General features: G+C 63.2%; 19 protein-coding genes and 1 pseudogene. 11 read left to right on the top strand and 9 right to left on the bottom strand.

Annotated features, from left to right (window positions below):
* From QZ213_RS12810 to QZ213_RS12790, 5 genes and pseudogenes are all read left to right on the top strand, one after another.
* A pseudogene (locus QZ213_RS12810) lies at positions 1-93 on the top strand (PaaI family thioesterase); the annotation flags it as partial.
* A 177-nt stretch (positions 94-270) separates the two neighbouring features.
* Positions 271-1284, top strand: coding sequence for an aldo/keto reductase (locus QZ213_RS12805; RefSeq protein ID WP_291686439.1), 1014 nt, complete (start codon positions 271-273; stop codon positions 1282-1284).
* A gap of 175 nt (positions 1285-1459) precedes the next feature.
* Positions 1460-1726 (top strand): hypothetical protein, encoded by a 267-nt coding sequence (locus QZ213_RS12800; protein WP_291686441.1) that lies wholly within the window; start codon positions 1460-1462, stop codon positions 1724-1726.
* A gap of 77 nt (positions 1727-1803) precedes the next feature.
* Positions 1804-1992 carry a hypothetical protein gene (locus QZ213_RS12795; protein ID WP_291686438.1) on the top strand — a complete coding sequence of 63 codons (189 nt, stop codon included), beginning with the start codon at positions 1804-1806 and terminating at the stop codon, positions 1990-1992.
* Positions 1993-2064: 72 nt separating this feature from the next.
* On the top strand, positions 2065-2349 hold the full coding sequence (locus tag QZ213_RS12790; RefSeq protein WP_291686437.1) for a DUF1488 family protein: 285 nt from the start codon (positions 2065-2067) through the stop codon (positions 2347-2349).
* A gap of 26 nt (positions 2350-2375) precedes the next feature.
* On the opposite strand, the gene QZ213_RS12785 is transcribed toward QZ213_RS12790, so the two are convergent.
* Positions 2376-2846, bottom strand: coding sequence for a thioesterase family protein (locus tag QZ213_RS12785; protein ID WP_291686436.1), 471 nt, complete (start codon positions 2844-2846; stop codon positions 2376-2378).
* Between the two features lie 237 nt (positions 2847-3083).
* A complete protein-coding gene (locus QZ213_RS12780; RefSeq protein WP_291686435.1) occupies positions 3084-3980 on the bottom strand; it encodes a LysR family transcriptional regulator in 897 nt (298 codons plus the stop codon).
* 140 nt (positions 3981-4120) lie between these two features.
* Here QZ213_RS12780 and QZ213_RS12775 point away from each other — a divergent pair, with 140 nt between their 5' ends.
* A complete protein-coding gene (locus tag QZ213_RS12775; protein WP_291686434.1) occupies positions 4121-4753 on the top strand; it encodes a pyridoxamine 5'-phosphate oxidase family protein in 633 nt (210 codons plus the stop codon).
* A 2-nt stretch (positions 4754-4755) separates the two neighbouring features.
* Here QZ213_RS12775 and QZ213_RS12770 read toward each other — a convergent pair whose 3' ends face one another.
* Positions 4756-5484 carry a glutathione S-transferase family protein gene (locus QZ213_RS12770; protein ID WP_291686433.1) on the bottom strand — a complete coding sequence of 243 codons (729 nt, stop codon included), beginning with the start codon at positions 5482-5484 and terminating at the stop codon, positions 4756-4758.
* A gap of 237 nt (positions 5485-5721) precedes the next feature.
* Between QZ213_RS12770 and QZ213_RS12765 the strand changes: the two genes are divergently transcribed.
* Both QZ213_RS12765 and QZ213_RS12760 read left to right on the top strand, forming a co-directional pair.
* Entirely contained in the window at positions 5722-6420 is a 699-nt protein-coding gene (locus QZ213_RS12765) for a YafY family protein (RefSeq protein ID WP_291686432.1), read from the top strand.
* Between the two features lie 91 nt (positions 6421-6511).
* Positions 6512-6832, top strand: a complete 321-nt coding sequence (locus QZ213_RS12760; RefSeq protein WP_291686431.1) for a YkgJ family cysteine cluster protein — start codon at positions 6512-6514, stop codon at positions 6830-6832.
* Between the two features lie 29 nt (positions 6833-6861).
* Here QZ213_RS12760 and QZ213_RS12755 read toward each other — a convergent pair whose 3' ends face one another.
* Both QZ213_RS12755 and QZ213_RS12750 read right to left on the bottom strand, forming a co-directional pair.
* The gene (locus tag QZ213_RS12755) at positions 6862-7263 is read right to left on the bottom strand and encodes a hypothetical protein (RefSeq protein WP_291686430.1); all 402 of its coding nucleotides are present in this window, start codon (positions 7261-7263) and stop codon (positions 6862-6864) included.
* A gap of 194 nt (positions 7264-7457) precedes the next feature.
* Entirely contained in the window at positions 7458-7814 is a 357-nt protein-coding gene (locus tag QZ213_RS12750; protein ID WP_291686440.1) for a DUF3307 domain-containing protein, read from the bottom strand.
* 409 nt (positions 7815-8223) lie between these two features.
* On the opposite strand from QZ213_RS12750, the gene QZ213_RS12745 reads away from it, so the two are divergent.
* On the top strand, positions 8224-9621 hold the full coding sequence (locus tag QZ213_RS12745; RefSeq protein WP_291686429.1) for a TAXI family TRAP transporter solute-binding subunit: 1398 nt from the start codon (positions 8224-8226) through the stop codon (positions 9619-9621).
* Positions 9622-9626: 5 nt separating this feature from the next.
* On the opposite strand, the gene QZ213_RS12740 is transcribed toward QZ213_RS12745, so the two are convergent.
* On the bottom strand, positions 9627-10505 hold the full coding sequence (locus QZ213_RS12740) for a DUF6537 domain-containing protein (protein ID WP_291686428.1): 879 nt from the start codon (positions 10503-10505) through the stop codon (positions 9627-9629).
* 19 nt (positions 10506-10524) lie between these two features.
* Positions 10525-11193, bottom strand: coding sequence for a cyclic nucleotide-binding domain-containing protein (locus QZ213_RS12735; RefSeq protein ID WP_291686427.1), 669 nt, complete (start codon positions 11191-11193; stop codon positions 10525-10527).
* 331 nt (positions 11194-11524) lie between these two features.
* Between QZ213_RS12735 and QZ213_RS12730 the strand changes: the two genes are divergently transcribed.
* Both QZ213_RS12730 and QZ213_RS12725 read left to right on the top strand, forming a co-directional pair.
* Positions 11525-12637, top strand: a complete 1113-nt coding sequence (locus QZ213_RS12730) for a cyclic nucleotide-gated ion channel (RefSeq protein ID WP_291686426.1) — start codon at positions 11525-11527, stop codon at positions 12635-12637.
* Complete coding sequence (locus QZ213_RS12725) at positions 12634-13431, top strand: enoyl-CoA hydratase/isomerase family protein (RefSeq protein ID WP_291686425.1); 798 nt, start codon at positions 12634-12636, stop codon at positions 13429-13431. Before QZ213_RS12730 ends, QZ213_RS12725 begins: the two co-directional genes overlap by 4 nt.
* Before the next feature lie 130 nt (positions 13432-13561).
* Here the strand turns inward: QZ213_RS12725 and QZ213_RS12720 are convergent, their stop codons facing one another.
* Complete coding sequence (locus tag QZ213_RS12720; protein ID WP_291686424.1) at positions 13562-14257, bottom strand: nitroreductase; 696 nt, start codon at positions 14255-14257, stop codon at positions 13562-13564.
* A gap of 4 nt (positions 14258-14261) precedes the next feature.
* Positions 14262-15038, bottom strand: a 777-nt coding sequence (locus QZ213_RS12715; RefSeq protein ID WP_291686423.1) for an acyl-CoA dehydrogenase family protein, incomplete at its 5' end; no start/stop codon positions are given.

The raw sequence follows: 15038 nt of genomic DNA, 5'->3' as shown, positions 1-15038 counted from the left end.
CGCAGCCTGATCTTCATCACCACGGAAATCACCGTCGACAAACGCTGTATCGCCATGGCCAGCGGCGTGTTTAAGATATTGAAGAACGAGTGAGGGGGCGTTGCCTTACCTCGTCATAGCGAGGAGCGAAGCGACGAAGCAGGCTCCGTCATTCCGGGATGGTGCGCCAGCACCAGACCCGGAATCTCGAGATTCTCCGATGTGCAATTGCACATCGTAGTTCGATGCTTCGCATCGCCCCGGAATGACGATCGACTGAAAGGAATACCGATGCAATACCGCCCACTCGGCCGCAGCGGCCTGAAGATTTCGCCGATCTGTCTGGGCACCATGATGTTCGGCGGCCCGACCGACGAAGCGACCTCGACGCGGATCGTCGCGAAGGCGCGCGAGGCCGGCATCAATTTCGTCGATACCGCGGACGCCTATAATGGCGGCAATTCCGAGCAGGTGGTCGGCCGCGCTATTTCCAACAGCCGGAACAATTGGGTCGTCGCGACCAAACTCGCCAATCCCATGGGCGACGATCCCAACCGCAGCGGGCTGTCGCGGCGCTGGGTGCTGCAGGCGGCGGAAGAAAGCCTGAAGCGGCTCGGCACCGACCATATCGATATCTACTATCTGCATAAGGAAGACCATTCGACGCCGCTGGAGGAAACCGTGCGCGCGATGGGTGAACTGGTCCGGCAGGGCAAGGTGCGCTATTTCGGCGTCTCGAACTATCGCGCCTGGCGGGTCGCCGAAATCTGCAACATCTGCGACCGACTTGGCATCGACCGCCCGGTGGTCAGCCAGCCTTATTACAATGCGATGAACCGCATGCCCGAGGTCGAGCATTTCCCGGCCTGCAACTTCTATGGCCTCGGCATCGTGCCCTATAGCCCGCTAGCGCGCGGCGTGCTCACCGGCAAATACGCACCCGGCGCCGAGCCCGAAAAGGGGACGCGCGCGGGCCGTAAAGACACCCGCATGATGCAGACGGAGTGGCGGCCGGAATCGCTCAAGCTGGCGCAGGAGATCAAGCACCATGCGGAAGCAAGAGGCATCACCGCCGGGCAGTTCGCGGTATCCTGGGTGCTGAACTCCGCGTTCGTCAGCGCGGTCATCGCGGGTCCCCGCACCGAGGAGCAATGGGACGATTATTTGCGCGCGCTCGACTATCGCTTCACCGCCGAGGACGAAGCGCTGATCGACCGCCTCGTCGCGTCAGGCCATCCGTCGACGCCGGGCTACAACGATCCGGCGTATCCGATCGAGGGCCGACGGGCGCGGACCTCCGCCTGAAAAGAAAATAATGGCTATTTGGGCTTGAAAGGCGCATGGTGACGGTCGTTCGAGCCGTATGCAGGGCTGTGTTTCGAGTCCGAACAAACGATTTACATCAAAAGCGGGCGAAGATGCGCGAAAGCGGTTCAATTTTCATTGAATCGGCCGCCGCCCGCGCCAACGCAGAAAGATCATCTTGACGAGGTCGCGACGCGAAACGGTGACATTCAATCATCCGTTTCGGATCAAGGGTATCGAGCGCCAGTTGCCGGCTGGAGCCTACGAGGTCGTAACCGACGAGGAGATGATCGAAGGCCTGTCGTTTCCGTGCTTCCGCCGCGTCGCCACCATGATCATGGTTCCCGGCGCGCCGCCGCACCATCATTCCACCGAGATGCTTTCCATCAGCTCAGTCGATCTCGCCGATGCGCAGCAGGCCGATGCGGTCGCATCGCATTGACCCCGCATTGGACCACAATCGAAATTGCTCCCTTCCGTTCAGCACCGATTCCCACTCCTCACATCCAAGGAAATTCCATGCAGATTCTTTCCGCGCGTCACGTCAAATCCGAAGAGTCGCTGCGTCTCGGCGTCGAGTCGGGCTGGTACTCCACCAAGGTGAGCGGCACCTTCGTCACCGGCCCTCACATCACGCAGGAAGACTGCCTTTCGAAAATCGCCGAACTCAATCCGCCGCCGGCCAAGAAGAAATTCGTGGCGGGCTAGTTCATCACTGGCGCGTATTCTTCAGCGGAGTACGCGCCGCCAGACCGTCCGTTCAAGCGAGGAGGCTCCGACATGGCGCTCACCGAAAGCCGTTTTCAGGAATACGACTTCAACCGCATGGTTGTGGTGTTCACGATGAAGAATGACCAGGCCAATGTGGCCTGCGCCATCTCCACCGACGCGATGGACCAGCTTGAAGGCACCTCGCGGACGCCGCCAGCGCAGCGCGAGGAGCAGTTCCTGCGCCTGCGCGACCGGATCGAGGCACGCGCGGCGCGGAAATTCAGCGACGTCGAACTGGAGGGTAATCCTCCCGGCGTGATCCTGCGCGCGATCGATTTCCGCGCGCCGAAATGACCGGGCGTTAGCCGCAGGCGCTGCCGTCAGCCGACGATGTAGGCCGCCGAACCCGTGGCGATCTGCTCGTCGGTATCATTGACGAGTTCCATATGGACCACCGCGACGCGGCCCCCGAGCCGCACGACGCGCCCCGTCGCGATGAAATATTTTCCGCGTCCCGGCCGCAGATAGTCGATACGCAGGTCGATGGTGCCGATGTCGGGGAAATGCCGCGACGGCGCCTCTTCGGTATTCTCCTCGGCATTCTTGGCGAGCGAAGCCAGCGCGATGGCGAGGCCGCCGACCACGTCCAGCGTCGCCGAGATCACCCCGCCATGCAGGATCTGGCGGACCGGATTGCCGACCAGTTCGGGCCGCATGTCGAACCGCAGCCGCGGCGCTTTGGGATCGAGCGAATCGATCTTGAGGCCGAGCACGCGATTGAACGGGATCATCTGCTCGAAGGCGCGCCCGACCTCCGCCTCGAAGCTCTCGGTTTCGCGCCGGCTGGCCATGGTGATGATCCCCCTTCAACGGGCTCATGGTTCGGGACGCGCAGCGTTGCCGCGCTCCTCAACACGAGGAATAGAAAGCTCCCGAGAGTATGACTCAGAATGCGGTCAATGGAATGGGTCGCACTGGTGAAGCTTCGTCTTTGTGCCAGGCATCCACGTCTTTAGGCTGGCTCGAAAAAGACGCGGATGGCCGGGACAACCCGGCCATGACGAGTATTTGGTTTTCCAGTCCGAGCCTCAGTCGCCAAAATGCCAGTCGGCTGTCTCGGCGACGAGATCGATGAACGCCCGCACCTTGGCCGACAGCAGCCGCGAGGTCGGATAGACCAGATGGATCGGCAGCGGCTTCTGCTCGAATTTCGCCAGCACGATTTTGAGCCGGCCGGCCCGGAGCGCGTCGGCGGCCTGGTAGAACATCACGCGCGTCAGGCCGCCGTCCGCTTCCGCATACTGGATCGCGGCGTCGGCGCTGTTGGTGGCAAAGCGCGGCGCGTGGGCGACGCGGACCTCGCGTCCGTCCTCGACAAAGCGCCAGTCCGGCGAGGCGGTCATGGCGCCGAACTGGATGGTGTCATGCGCGGCGATGGAAGCGGGCGTCTTCGGCTCGCCGCGTGCCTTGAGATAGGCCCGAGAGGCAACCACGATCCGCCGCATCTCGCCAACGTGCCGCGCGACGAGGGTAGAATCGGCGAGGTGGCCGATCCGCACCGCGAGATCGACGCCGTCTTCCACCAGGTTGATGAGTTGATCCGATAGCAGCAATTCGGCGGAGACCTCGGGATAGCGCTTCAGATAAGCCGACATCACCGGGCTGACATGGAGGCGCCCGAAGCCGACCGGCGCGGAGATCACCAGCCGGCCGCGCGGCCGGGTGCGCTCGCCCTCCGCCGCGCCTTCGGCTTCCTCGACATCGCCGAGAATGCGCCGCACCCGCTGCAGATAGCGCGTGCCGACGTCGGTCAGCGCGACCTGCCGCGTGGTCCGCTGCAACAGCCGCGCGCCAAGGCGCTCCTCCAGCGCCGCGATCAGCCGCGTCACCGCGGATGGCGACAGCCCGAGCTTGCGCGCCGCCGGCGCAAACCCCTGGAGGTCGGCCACCGCGACGAAGGCCTGCATGGCGTCGAGGCGATCCATGGGATTGTTTCATATATTGCAATTATGAAGTGTCAATCCGCCAGATTGTTTAAATATCGAAAAGGGCCATTTTGGAGGGGACGGAGAGACGGCTCGTCGCCGCCGAGACTTCAGTAAATTTGACTTCAGGAGATTCCCCGATGTCAGGCATTCACATTTTTTCCAGCGATGTCGCATTTACCCCGGCGGTGAAAGCGATCCAGACAGCCAAGGGATCGCGCGCCGCCTACGCCCATGTCGAGGAGCGCGGCGGCTGGCGAACCGAGATCGACGACAACCTCGCGGCGTTCGTGGCTGACGCCAACAGCATGTATCTCGCGACCGCCTCGGCGGACGGTCAGCCCTACATCCAGCATCGCGGGGGGCCCAAGGGGTTCATCAGGGTTTTGGACAAAAACACGCTGGCGTTCGCCGATTACAGCGGCAACCGGCAATACATCACCCAAGGCAACCTGTCCGAAAACAACAAGGCGCAACTCTTCCTGATGGACTACGCGCATCGACGCCGCGTGAAGATCTGGGGCGAGGCGCGCGTGGTCGACGACGATCCGGCACTGCTGCAATCGCTGATGCCGCAAGGCTACAAGGCGCGTCCGGAGCAGGTGATCCTGTTCAGGATATCCGCCTGGGACACCAACTGCCCGCAGCACATCCCGCAGAAATTCGACGCCGCCGACGTAGCGGCGGCGCTGGCTGCGCGCGACGCGCGGATCGCGGAACTGGAGGCAGAGCTGGCGGCGTTGAAGGGCGAGCTTGCCTCGGCCGCGGGCTGAATTCAGGCGGCCTGTCGCAGCGGGATCCACGCGAAATCCGGATAGTATTGCAGCATCATCCGGTCGACATAGTCGGTGAGATTTGGAAACTGCTCGGTGCGTTCGCGCAATGGCGAGGTAAAGAAGGGCGTCAGGATTCCGGCCAGCGCGCCGAAAGCGGTGGCATCGGTGCCGCAAGGCGTATCCCCCATCAGGTAGGGCTTGTCGCCGAGTTGGACCGACAGCGCAAACAGCGAGCGGACCGCGAGGTCGACGTCCTCGTCGGGGGCGTGGCGACCGAGACCGCTCAGCAAGTAGTTCTCGGCCACGCGGAGCTGGGCGTCCTCGCGAAGTTTTTCCCGCATGTGTTCGGGCGCCCCATCGAAGAAATGCGCAGGCCCCTTCGCAAAATTTTCGGGATCGACCCAGCGTGCGCCGACCAGCGCCCAATAGATATGGTGCTCGATCATCCGCTCGAACGCCCAGGCCTGCGCCCGCGCCTGCAAGCTGAGCGGCGCGTCCAAATCGAAGCCGTATTTGCCCTCGATATGCGCACGAATGAAGGTGGAATCGGCGACACGCTCGGCGTCGTCGACGATGTAGGGCAATTGCCCCTTCGGCGAAGCGGGCGGCATCGCCTTTTCCTTGCGATAGGCGAGACCGGCCATCTTCAGCTGGACCTCGGTCTTGGTCACAAACGGGCTTTTTTCCGGCAAGCCGAAACCTGGGCCGAAGCCATGAAGGATGATCAATTGAGCGCTCCCGATTTCCTAAGCATACGCTTCAGGCTAGCCATCCCCTGCTGCCACCGTGGTGTCAGCAGTGGCGACATCGTCGTCCAGAGGTCGAGGCCGTAAAGAATCATCATGGACAAAATCCTCATGTTTGGAGTGTTGTCCCGGTTATACTGACCCCCTGCTGCCAACATGCTGTCAGCATCGGACGGCGGCCCGCCAATAGAGTCTGATAAAGACGAAACGAGACATCCCATGAGACGCGCCGACCGGCTGTTCCAGATCATCCAGGTGCTCCGGCGCACCGGCAAACCGCTGACGGCCGATGCGATCGCCGCCGAACTGGAAACCTCGAAGCGCACGGTCTACCGCGACATCGCGACCCTGATCGAACAGCGCGTGCCGATTCGCGGCGAAGCCGGCATGGGCTATATCCTGGAGAAGGGATTTGACCTGCCGCCCCTGATGCTCACGCCTGACGAGATCGAGGCGGCGGTGCTCGGCGCGCAATGGGTCGCCGGCCATGCCGACGAAGTGCTGGCGCGCGCCGCGCAGGACCTGATGGCGAAGATCGCCGACACCGTCCCCGAGCGATTGAGGCCGTTCGTGCTCGAACCCGCGAGCCGGGCGCGAAGCGCCTGGAACAGGGAACCCGACCGCATCGACATGGTGCGGACGCGGGCGCAGATCCACGAGGGCAAGAAGATCACGCTGAACTATCGCGACGAACACGGCCGGGGCAGCGAACGCACCATCTGGCCGATCGCCGTTGGTTATCACGAAGCGGTGCGGATTCTGGCGGCGTGGTGCGAACTGCGCAAGGATTTCCGCAGCTTCAGGACCGACCGTGTCGTCGACGCGGTGTATCACGACGAAAAATATCCGGAGCGGCGCGACCTGCTGCGGGCGCGATGGCGCAGAAGCCTGGTCTGGGAGGCGCCCAAGGAAATCTGACAGCGGATGCCTGAGAGCGGATGTTTGACGGCGGATGTCTGACGGCGGATATCCGATGGCCGTCCGCTTCATTCCGCGCTAAACGGACGCCATGGACAACAAGGATTCAGCCGCGGTCGCCGAAAGCCCGTGCCAGGCCTGCGGCGCCTGTTGTTCCTATTCGGCAAACTGGCCGCGCTTCACCACCGAGGACGACACCGCGCTCGATTTGATCCCGGAGAAATTCGTCAACGAAAGACTGTCGGGCATGCGCTGCGACGGCGACCGCTGTTCGGCACTGTCAGGCCGGATCGGGATAGCGACCGCGTGCACCATCTACGCGCTGCGGCCCGAAGTGTGCCGGACCTGCATGCCCGGCGACGCCGAATGCGACATGGCGCGGCGGCGTCACGGACTAGCGGTGCTGGCTTAGCCCGTTCGCAGGGACGACGGCTATGGGACTTACGCCGTCACCGCTTCGGCGAACTCGTCCTCGTCAAGCTCGTCCTCGATCGGAGAGAACGCGCTGAGCGGCTTGGTCGAGAGCGTGATCGGCTTGCGGTTGCCGTAGGCCGACGGCGCGGGACGCGCGGAAGGTTCGCGCGACAGCGCGTAAAGCGTCGAGCCGACGCGTCCGCCCAGCTGGATCAGGTCACGTTCGCTGCAGCTTGCAGCGATCGAGAGCGCCAGCGAGTGCAGATGGTTTCTGCGATAGCAGAACAGCGCCAGCATGGCCCGAACCTCGGAGGAAACGCTCTCCACCAGTCGCGGCAGGCCATGTTCGCTGGCGCGGTACATTTCGCCAAGCAATTCGTCCTGGACCGGGCAAAAATCGTTCTCGAAGGCGTCACGGCTGGAAAACATCTGGATAATCCCCCAGCCCTTAGGATGCAGTGCAACTCTCTAATGAAAGGTTAACCAAAGCCCCCAGTATTCCCCCGCGGGTACTTGAGGGGATCAGCCGAATCAGACAGCGCGGCCGCGCTCGTGCTCTCTGCCTTTCGACGCGGAGTCTGCGCGTGCGCAACGACACCCGTCGTCGCGTCAAGCCGGCAGCCTCAGCCGTTCGCTGCCATGAAGATCGAAAGTCCAAAGCCGGTGAGATGGTGCAGCGCCTGGTCGACGCCGATCAGCGTCCAGAACCACGGGTGCTTGTTCTCCTGGGTCACGCCGAAGTTCGCGGCGCAAAATCCCTTGGCGCGGTCGACCGTGATGTGGATGGCGAAATCGATCAATGCGACGAACCAGAACCGCGGCGCGACGATCAGGATAAACACCATTGCAACCGCAAGGTGCACGAGGCAATGGGCCAGCAGCGGCAGCGCCCAGCCGTGCTTCTGGTCCTTGCCGATCGCCATCCAGGAAGTCTGCAGGACGAAATCGGCGATGACGTGCTTGACGGTAAGCAGCAGCATCCATCCGATCAGCGCGCCTACCGGGACCGATGACGACATGGGGGGAAACAACAAAGCTGACGCCCTCGCTTGGACTGACTTCAAAAAGGCACGGACAGAACGGGCGGCCTCAGCGCAACTTCTTCTTAAGTCCGGACAATTCGGCCGGTATTTTGCCTTTTATGACATCTCCCAGACCGGAATGCACCTTGGGGAACTCGAAAAACGCCAAGTGTGGCCTTCCGGCGATAGGCCGCCGAATCGGTGCCCGCCAAGGGTAACGTTACCGGAGCGGCCGATTTGCAATCCGCCCCGGGGCGGATATCATCGCCAAATAGAAAATTATTGATCCTTTTTAGATATTTACGACCGCGTCGGGGGTTTGGCGGCGCGGCAGGGAAATCGCCCTTGCGGGTCGCGGATACAGGCCATGAGCGCTGAAGTCCCAACGCCGAATGCGGGAAAACCACGCTCACAGGTTGTCAAAACCAACCGCCAGCAGGTGCTGCTGTTTGCCGTTCTGACGTTGGTTCTTACGGTAGCCGTCGTCGCATGGGGCGGCCGCATCTGGCTGAAGAATTCGGAAACGCTGGTCTTCTCCGTCGGCGACGGCAACAGCCTGGAGGCCCGTTTTGCAGCCAGGCTGGCCGCGGTGCTCAAGAACAGCAACTCGCGGCTGCGGCTGAAGATCATGACCAACGGTGACAGCGCCAGGGCGCTCACCGCGTTCGATCGCAGGCAGGCGGACCTCGCGGTGCTGCGCACCGACGCCAAGGTCCCGCCGCGCGCCCGGGCGCTTGCCGTGCTGGAGCACGATCTGGTGCTGCTGATCAGCCCCGGCAGCAAAAAGATAAAGTCGCTCGCCGAACTCCGGAAAAGGAAGATCGCGGTGCTGGCCGACGGCGACAGCAGCACCGCCTTCGTCCGCAGTGCGCTGGAAATCCCCGACGGCTCCGACGCCAACTCGCGAGTCCAGACGGCGCCGCCGAATTCGACGCTCGACAAACTGTTCGCGCCTGGCGGTTACGGCGCGGTCATCGCCATCGCGCACGCCTCGACGCTGGTGAAGGACAAGCGCTATGCGCAGTACGCCAGGCGCGGCGGGTTCACCGTCAACGCGATCGATGAGGCCAAAGCGCTGGCGCGGCGCAATCCCGGAATATCCGAGGAAACACTGGCGACGGGCATGCTGGCCTCCTCGCCCGCCATACCCGACGACGATATCGATACCATCGGACTGCAATGGCTGCTGGTCGCGCAATCGCGGATGTCGACGACAACCGCCGGAGACCTCGCGCGCGCGATCTACGAAAACAAGGCCGAACTGGCGCTGGACGACGGTTTTGCCTCCCGAATCGAACCGGCGGATACCGACAAGGACGCCTTCATCATCGCCCACCAGGGCGCCGCCGAATACATCAACGACGAAACCAAGTCGTTCATGGACCGCTACAGCGACGCCATGTATCTCGGCGCCGGCGCGCTCAGCATCATCGGCTCGATCTTCGCCGCGATCTACACCAAGATCACCCGCGTCGCGCCGGAGAAGGCCGGCGAACTGGCGACCGCCATCCTCGACATCGGCGAACGGATCGAACAAGCCGATTCGCTGGATGCGCTGGAAGCGCTGCAAGACGAACTGGAAACCATCCTTCGCGGCGCGGTGATAGGTTTGCGCGACGGCAGCATCTCGACCGACGGGCTGGAAACCTTCAAGCTCGGCTATGAATTCGTGCGCGACGAGATCGGCATGCGCCGCGATCACCTGAAGCGGCACGCGGGCCACGAGGACAATGTCGTGGTGGTCAAGACAGCGCAGAGCGCGTGAGGCTCTCACTCCGCCGCGACGTTGGTTCCAGCGCTTAGCGCCCGCGCCCGGATCTCCGCGATGGTGCGCCTGAGCGCGACCTGTCGCGGATCGCGCACAACGGCGGCGCGCGCCTCGGTCACGGCGCCGGCGAGATCGGTCAAGGGCAGCACACCATCGAAGGTCGGCTTGGCGAGGCCATCGATGATCGCGTGCCAGTCGGCGAGGCCGTGGCGATAGGGTGCGCCATAACCCTGGATCATGGTCGCGGTCTGTACTATGGCGGAGGCGGCGCTGGGCTGCTTGTCGAGGCTGCGGCTGATCATGTGCAGCCAGCGTTCGACCCAGGCGCGCTCCTTGACGTAGCGCACCGAGAACAGCCGCCATCGCCGCAACGACGCCTCGATCTTCAACCGGCGAATGCCCCAGCGGCTTTTGGCGCTGAAGCGGATCGAGACCGGCATGTGGCTCCAGCCTACCCATTCCAGTGTATCGAGCACGGGTTCGGCGACCGCCGCGGGAAGTGCGCCGATCAACTCGTCAAGCCGGAATTTCCCGATCATGTCCTCCGGCGCAAGACGCGGATCGCCAGCCGCTGCCAGCTCTGCGAGTTTCAGCTGCGCGATCCGGATCGGATCTTCATAGCTCATGCGCAGCGCCATGAGCCGGGCAATTTCGCCGAGCATCGTCTCGTCAACGCCATTTCTGCCGACGAAGCGCCGCACCCGGTCCACGTAAAGCTGCGCATAGCTCGGGCCCTGATAGTCGGTCAACCGATGAATGCCGTCGCTGACAACGGCGACCGCGCTGTCGGGCAATCCTTCGGGCAAGAATGGCGTCGGCGCGTCGTCGTCGCCGATGAAATCGGCGAGCAGATAGCGGAGCGAGGAAAGGACGCTTGCCATCTTGGGCTTTTCCAGTCTGTCAGGCGGGCTTCGGCGCGGCCGAGGCCGGCGCCGCCTGCTGCGCCAGCCGGTCTTCGAGCTTTCCGATGTTCTCGAACAGCCGGGCGCTGGCCAGCCGCAGGAAGTAGAAGCCGAAGGCGGGATTCTGCACGTAGAGTTCCTCGACCTTGCTATAGCTGACGCTGAGGATCATACCGGCCTCAATGCATTCCAGCGATTGCGTCCGCACGTTCGACGGCGACAGCATGCCGAGTTCGCCGACGATGGCGCCGACCGGCAGTTCCATACCGGATTCGACCAGCCTGAACCGGCCGCTGACGATGTAGAGCATCTCCTCGGCCTTCTCGTCCTTGTAGAACAGCATTTCGCCGACGGTACATTTGCGTTCGGTCATGAACGGCTTCAGCCATTCCATCGACAGGTCGCTGTTGACGGATTTCTTCACGTCGCGGATCAGTTGCAGCATCTGGTGCAGCCGGTACGAATTGAGCACCAGCACCACCGACTGCACCAGGATTACCAGATAGTTATGGCTCGGAATCGCCGTCGAGATCAGGACGATGTTGGTGAGAATGGCGAAAACCCGCAAAGGGATCATCGTCCGCATCGAGATCGTCGCAACGACGAAGACAGACGCGAACAGTTGCCCGGCCGTGCCGGCGTGTTCTGCGAGATGTGAGGTATCCATCGGGGGCCAACCATCTTTCCAGAGTGAATGGTTTCGCGGGCCGTGCTGCAGTGCGCTCCCGGCATCATAGTGCCCGCGAGAACCTCTGATATACGGCGAAAAAGCTGCGTTTTGTCGCGGATTATATCTAATCCCGGCCAAAAAATTCCCCGTCCGCCCAGCTTTCTCGAGAGCCCGCCGGGCCGCACCGCGGCTTACAACCGGCAGCGGGCGATAACGCTGTTTTCCGCATCTCGTTGACGACCTCCTCCCGCTTGGGCACTTTGGGGACCGGTCCCCGCGCAAGCCATGACCGTTAAGGTTTCTTCCAGCAACAGGCCGCCGCCGCCCGATGTCCAAGCCGCTCTTCTTCCCCGCTCTGGCGCAATTTGCGGCCGCCACCGCCGGCCGCAACATGACCAAGGTGGCCTATGTGGCGATCGCCATCGGCTTCGTCATGATGTTGATGCTGACCGTCGCCCCCGCCTATGAGGCAGCTCACTATTGGGTCGATGCGACACTGTGGGCGTGTCTGGCCTTCTTCGTGTTCGAATGGATGGTGCGGCTTCGCCACGCCTTCACGTCGCAACGCGGTTGGGCTTACGCGCTGTCTGGGCGCGGACTGGTGGACGCCGTAGCGGCCATAGCCGTACCGCTCGCGCTACTGGTGGGCGCCGAGCCGAAATCGGCGTGGCTGCTGGGCGCGTTGTGGGTGCTCAAGGTGGTCCCCGGGGTACCCGGGCTGCGGCAATTGCGGCGGGTGCTGCTGCTGGAATCCGGGCCGCTCCTGAGCGTGCTGGTGATCTTCCTGATGGTACTGTCCCTTGCCTCGGTGGCGGAATATTACCTGGAGCACGACGTCCAGGCGGCCACCTTCGGCAGCGTGCCCGCGGCGTTGTGGTGGGCCGTCGTCACCCTGACTACCGTGGGGTATGGCGACGTGGTGCCGATCACACTGCTCGGCCGCCTGGTCGCGGCCTTCGTGATGATCTGCGGGCTCGGCGTGTTCGGGCTGTGGACCGGCATTCTCGCCACCGGATTTGCCGCCGAGACCCGCCGAGACAATTTCCTGAAGACCTGGGAATCGGTGAGCAAGGTCCCGTTCTTCGCCGCGCTGGGACCTGCGGCGATCGCCGACGTGACGCACATGCTGCGTACCATGGACCTGCCGGCGCGCACCATGATCATCCGCAAGGGTCAGGCCGGCGACTGCATGTATTTCATCGCCTCCGGCGAGGTCGAGGTGGATTTGCCGGGCAAGAAGGTGCGGCTCGGCGAAGGTGCGTTCTTCGGCGAGATGGCGCTGCTCGGCAATAATCTGCGTTCCGCCAATATCACCACCACGCGGGTGTCGCGGCTGCTGGTGCTCGACCTCGTGGATTTCCGCCTGCTGATGGCGCGGCATCCCGATCTGGCCGAGACCATCGACGCCGAAGCCAGGCGGCGCGCGCTGGAGAACAAATGATACAGGACCATTCCACCGTTGCCGCTGATCCGGCGAGCACTCCCCTCCTCGATATCAGCGGCGCGCGCGCCACCATCCGTCTCAACCGGCCGAAGCATTTGAACCGGCTGCAGCCCGACGACCTCGAGGCGCTGTTAAAACTGTTCGACCGGATCGAGGCCGATGCGTCGATCAGGGTATTGGTGCTGACCGGCACCGGTCGCGCCTTCTCCGCCGGCTATGATCTCGGCTCGATCGCCGAACGCGCCGCCAATGCGCAGGAGCAGACCGCGGGATCCGCCTTCGAGGTCGTCGTCAACCGGCTCGAGGATCTCGCGGTGCCGACGATCTGCCGGCTAAACGGCGGCGTCTATGGCGGCTCCACCGATCTGGCGCTGGCCTGCGATTTCCGCATCGGCGTCGACACCGCCGAGATGTTCATGCCGGCCGCGCGGCTGGGCCTGCATTATTACAAGAGCGGCATCAGGCGCTACGTGACGCGGCTCGGCGTCGACAACGCCAAGCGGTTGTTCCTCACCGCCGAGAAGATCGGCGCCGCGGAGATGCTGCGGATCGGCTATCTCACCGCGATGGCGCCGCCGGAGGCGCTCGACGAAGAGGTCGACCGCCTGGCGGCTGTTCTCGCCGGCAACGCCCCGGCCGCGATGCGCGGCATGAAGCGCGCCATCAATGAATTCGCCCGCGGCCAGCTCGACGAAGAGGCCGCCGACCGCCGCCACCGCGACAGCATGCGTAGCGACGAGATCAAGGAAGGCATCAAGGCGTTTTCCGAAAAGCGGCCGCCGAAGTTTTGATGAGCGACGTTGCGTGGCTCCCTTATCGTCGGCGTCGTTGCGAGCGCAGCAAGCAATCCATGAGGCGTCACGCGGTGTCTGGATTGCTTCGTCGCTTCGCTCCTCGAAATACGACCTTCTCTTGCGAACTCTACTCGTCGACGAAGGTGACCGTATCAGCGATACTCGCCCGCGTGGTGCGGTAGCTGTTGGCCTTGTGCTCGCGGTCGGGATATCCGAACGATATGCCGCACACCACCCGGCGGTCATCGCCGAGGCCGAAATGCTGGCGAACCACCTCGGAATGAAACGCCAGCGCCGCCTGCGGTATCGTGGCGATGCCGAGCGCCTGCGCCGCCAGCATGAAGCTTGTGACATAGCCGCCGCAATCGATGGCGCCGTAGACGCCGAGCGCCTCGTCGGTGTGAACGATGGCGACGTGGGGTGCGCCGAAGAAATTGAAATTCTCCAGCGCCTGCTTGGCGTAACCCATCTTGTCGCCTCTGACGATGCCGAGCGCATTGTAGAGCTGGAAACCGCTTTCGCGCCGGCGCTCCAGATAGACGCCGCGATATTCGCGCGGAAACGGAAAATCGCCGGTGTTCAGTTTGCCGCTGGAAGCCACCCCATACATCAGATCGCGGAATTTCGTCGTCGCAGCACCCGAGGTGATCGCGAGCCGCCACGGCTGGCTGTTGCACCACGAGGCGGTCTTCTGCGCCGCTGTCAAGATCCGCTCGATGCTGGCGCGCGGCACCGGATCGGGTTTGAAGGCGCGGCAGGAAAATCGCGACGCCAGCAGGTCTTCCAGAACCTCGATCGGCGCAGTGTCGGTTTTGAGGTCCATCAAATCATCTTCCCTTGGTCGGAATCTTGTTGAACGGCACGTCCTTGTCGACGCGGATGTCGCCGGGCAACCCGAGTACGCGTTCGGCGATGATGTTGCGCAGGATCTCGTCGGTGCCGCCGGCGATACGCGTCGACGGCGACGACATCATCATCGCCTGGAACTGGCCGGCCGCCTCTGATGTCTCGGGATCGTTCAGCATGCCGGCCGCGCCCTGCAGATCCATCGCATACATCGCGATGTCCTGCAGCATGGTGCCGGCGACCAGCTTGCCGATGGAGTTTTCCGGTCCCGGGCGTTCGCCCCTGGAGAGTGCGGAGACCGCACGATAACTGGTGTATTTCAGGCCGGAGTTCTTCACCGCCCAGTTGGCGAGTTTCGAGCGGGTGGCGCGATCGTCGATCGCGAGCCCTTCTTCGGTCATCAGGTTGCTGCAGAACTCGAACAGTTCGGGGAAGCCGGTCGCGAGCCGCGCACCGATCGTCAGCCGCTCGTTCATCAGCGTGGTCAGCGAGACGTTCCAGCCGTCGCCGACCGCGCCCAGCCGCTGCGAATCCGGCACGCGCAGATCGGTGAAGAACACCTCATTGAATTCCTGCATGCCGTTGGCCTGCTTGATCGGCTTGACCGACACGCCCGGGCTCTTCATGTCGATCCAGAACATGGTCAGGCCCTTGTGTTTGGGCACGTTGGGATCGGTGCGGGTGATCAGGATGCCGTAGTCGGAATAATGCGCGCCCGAGGTCCATATCTTCTGGCCGTTGATGATCCAGTCGTCGCC

Source organism: Bradyrhizobium sp., from assembly GCF_017881085.1.
In the GTDB taxonomy this organism is placed as follows: domain Bacteria; phylum Pseudomonadota; class Alphaproteobacteria; order Rhizobiales; family Xanthobacteraceae; genus Bradyrhizobium.
This window is presented reverse-complemented; position numbering and strand designations above follow the sequence as displayed.

Excerpts from the sequence above, each read along its gene's own strand:
- QZ213_RS12735 (WP_291686427.1), bottom strand. The coding sequence starts at position 11,193 with ATGGATACCTCACATCTCGCAGAACACGCCGGCACGGCCGGGCAACTG.
- QZ213_RS12720 (WP_291686424.1), bottom strand. The coding sequence starts at position 14,257 with ATGGACCTCAAAACCGACACTGCGCCGATCGAGGTTCTGGAAGACCTG.
- QZ213_RS12785 (WP_291686436.1), bottom strand. The coding sequence starts at position 2,846 with ATGGCCAGCCGGCGCGAAACCGAGAGCTTCGAGGCGGAGGTCGGGCGC.
- QZ213_RS12740 (WP_291686428.1), bottom strand. The coding sequence starts at position 10,505 with ATGGCAAGCGTCCTTTCCTCGCTCCGCTATCTGCTCGCCGATTTCATC.
- QZ213_RS12725 (WP_291686425.1), top strand. The coding sequence starts at position 12,634 with ATGATACAGGACCATTCCACCGTTGCCGCTGATCCGGCGAGCACTCCC.
- QZ213_RS12750 (WP_291686440.1), bottom strand. The coding sequence starts at position 7,814 with ATGCTGCTGCTTACCGTCAAGCACGTCATCGCCGATTTCGTCCTGCAG.
- QZ213_RS12805 (WP_291686439.1), top strand. The coding sequence starts at position 271 with ATGCAATACCGCCCACTCGGCCGCAGCGGCCTGAAGATTTCGCCGATC.
- QZ213_RS12760 (WP_291686431.1), top strand. The coding sequence starts at position 6,512 with ATGGACAACAAGGATTCAGCCGCGGTCGCCGAAAGCCCGTGCCAGGCC.
- QZ213_RS12790 (WP_291686437.1), top strand. The coding sequence starts at position 2,065 with ATGGCGCTCACCGAAAGCCGTTTTCAGGAATACGACTTCAACCGCATG.
- QZ213_RS12765 (WP_291686432.1), top strand. The coding sequence starts at position 5,722 with ATGAGACGCGCCGACCGGCTGTTCCAGATCATCCAGGTGCTCCGGCGC.
- QZ213_RS12775 (WP_291686434.1), top strand. The coding sequence starts at position 4,121 with ATGTCAGGCATTCACATTTTTTCCAGCGATGTCGCATTTACCCCGGCG.
- QZ213_RS12745 (WP_291686429.1), top strand. The coding sequence starts at position 8,224 with ATGAGCGCTGAAGTCCCAACGCCGAATGCGGGAAAACCACGCTCACAG.
- QZ213_RS12755 (WP_291686430.1), bottom strand. The coding sequence starts at position 7,263 with ATGTTTTCCAGCCGTGACGCCTTCGAGAACGATTTTTGCCCGGTCCAG.
- QZ213_RS12795 (WP_291686438.1), top strand. The coding sequence starts at position 1,804 with ATGCAGATTCTTTCCGCGCGTCACGTCAAATCCGAAGAGTCGCTGCGT.
- QZ213_RS12780 (WP_291686435.1), bottom strand. The coding sequence starts at position 3,980 with ATGGATCGCCTCGACGCCATGCAGGCCTTCGTCGCGGTGGCCGACCTC.
- QZ213_RS12730 (WP_291686426.1), top strand. The coding sequence starts at position 11,525 with ATGTCCAAGCCGCTCTTCTTCCCCGCTCTGGCGCAATTTGCGGCCGCC.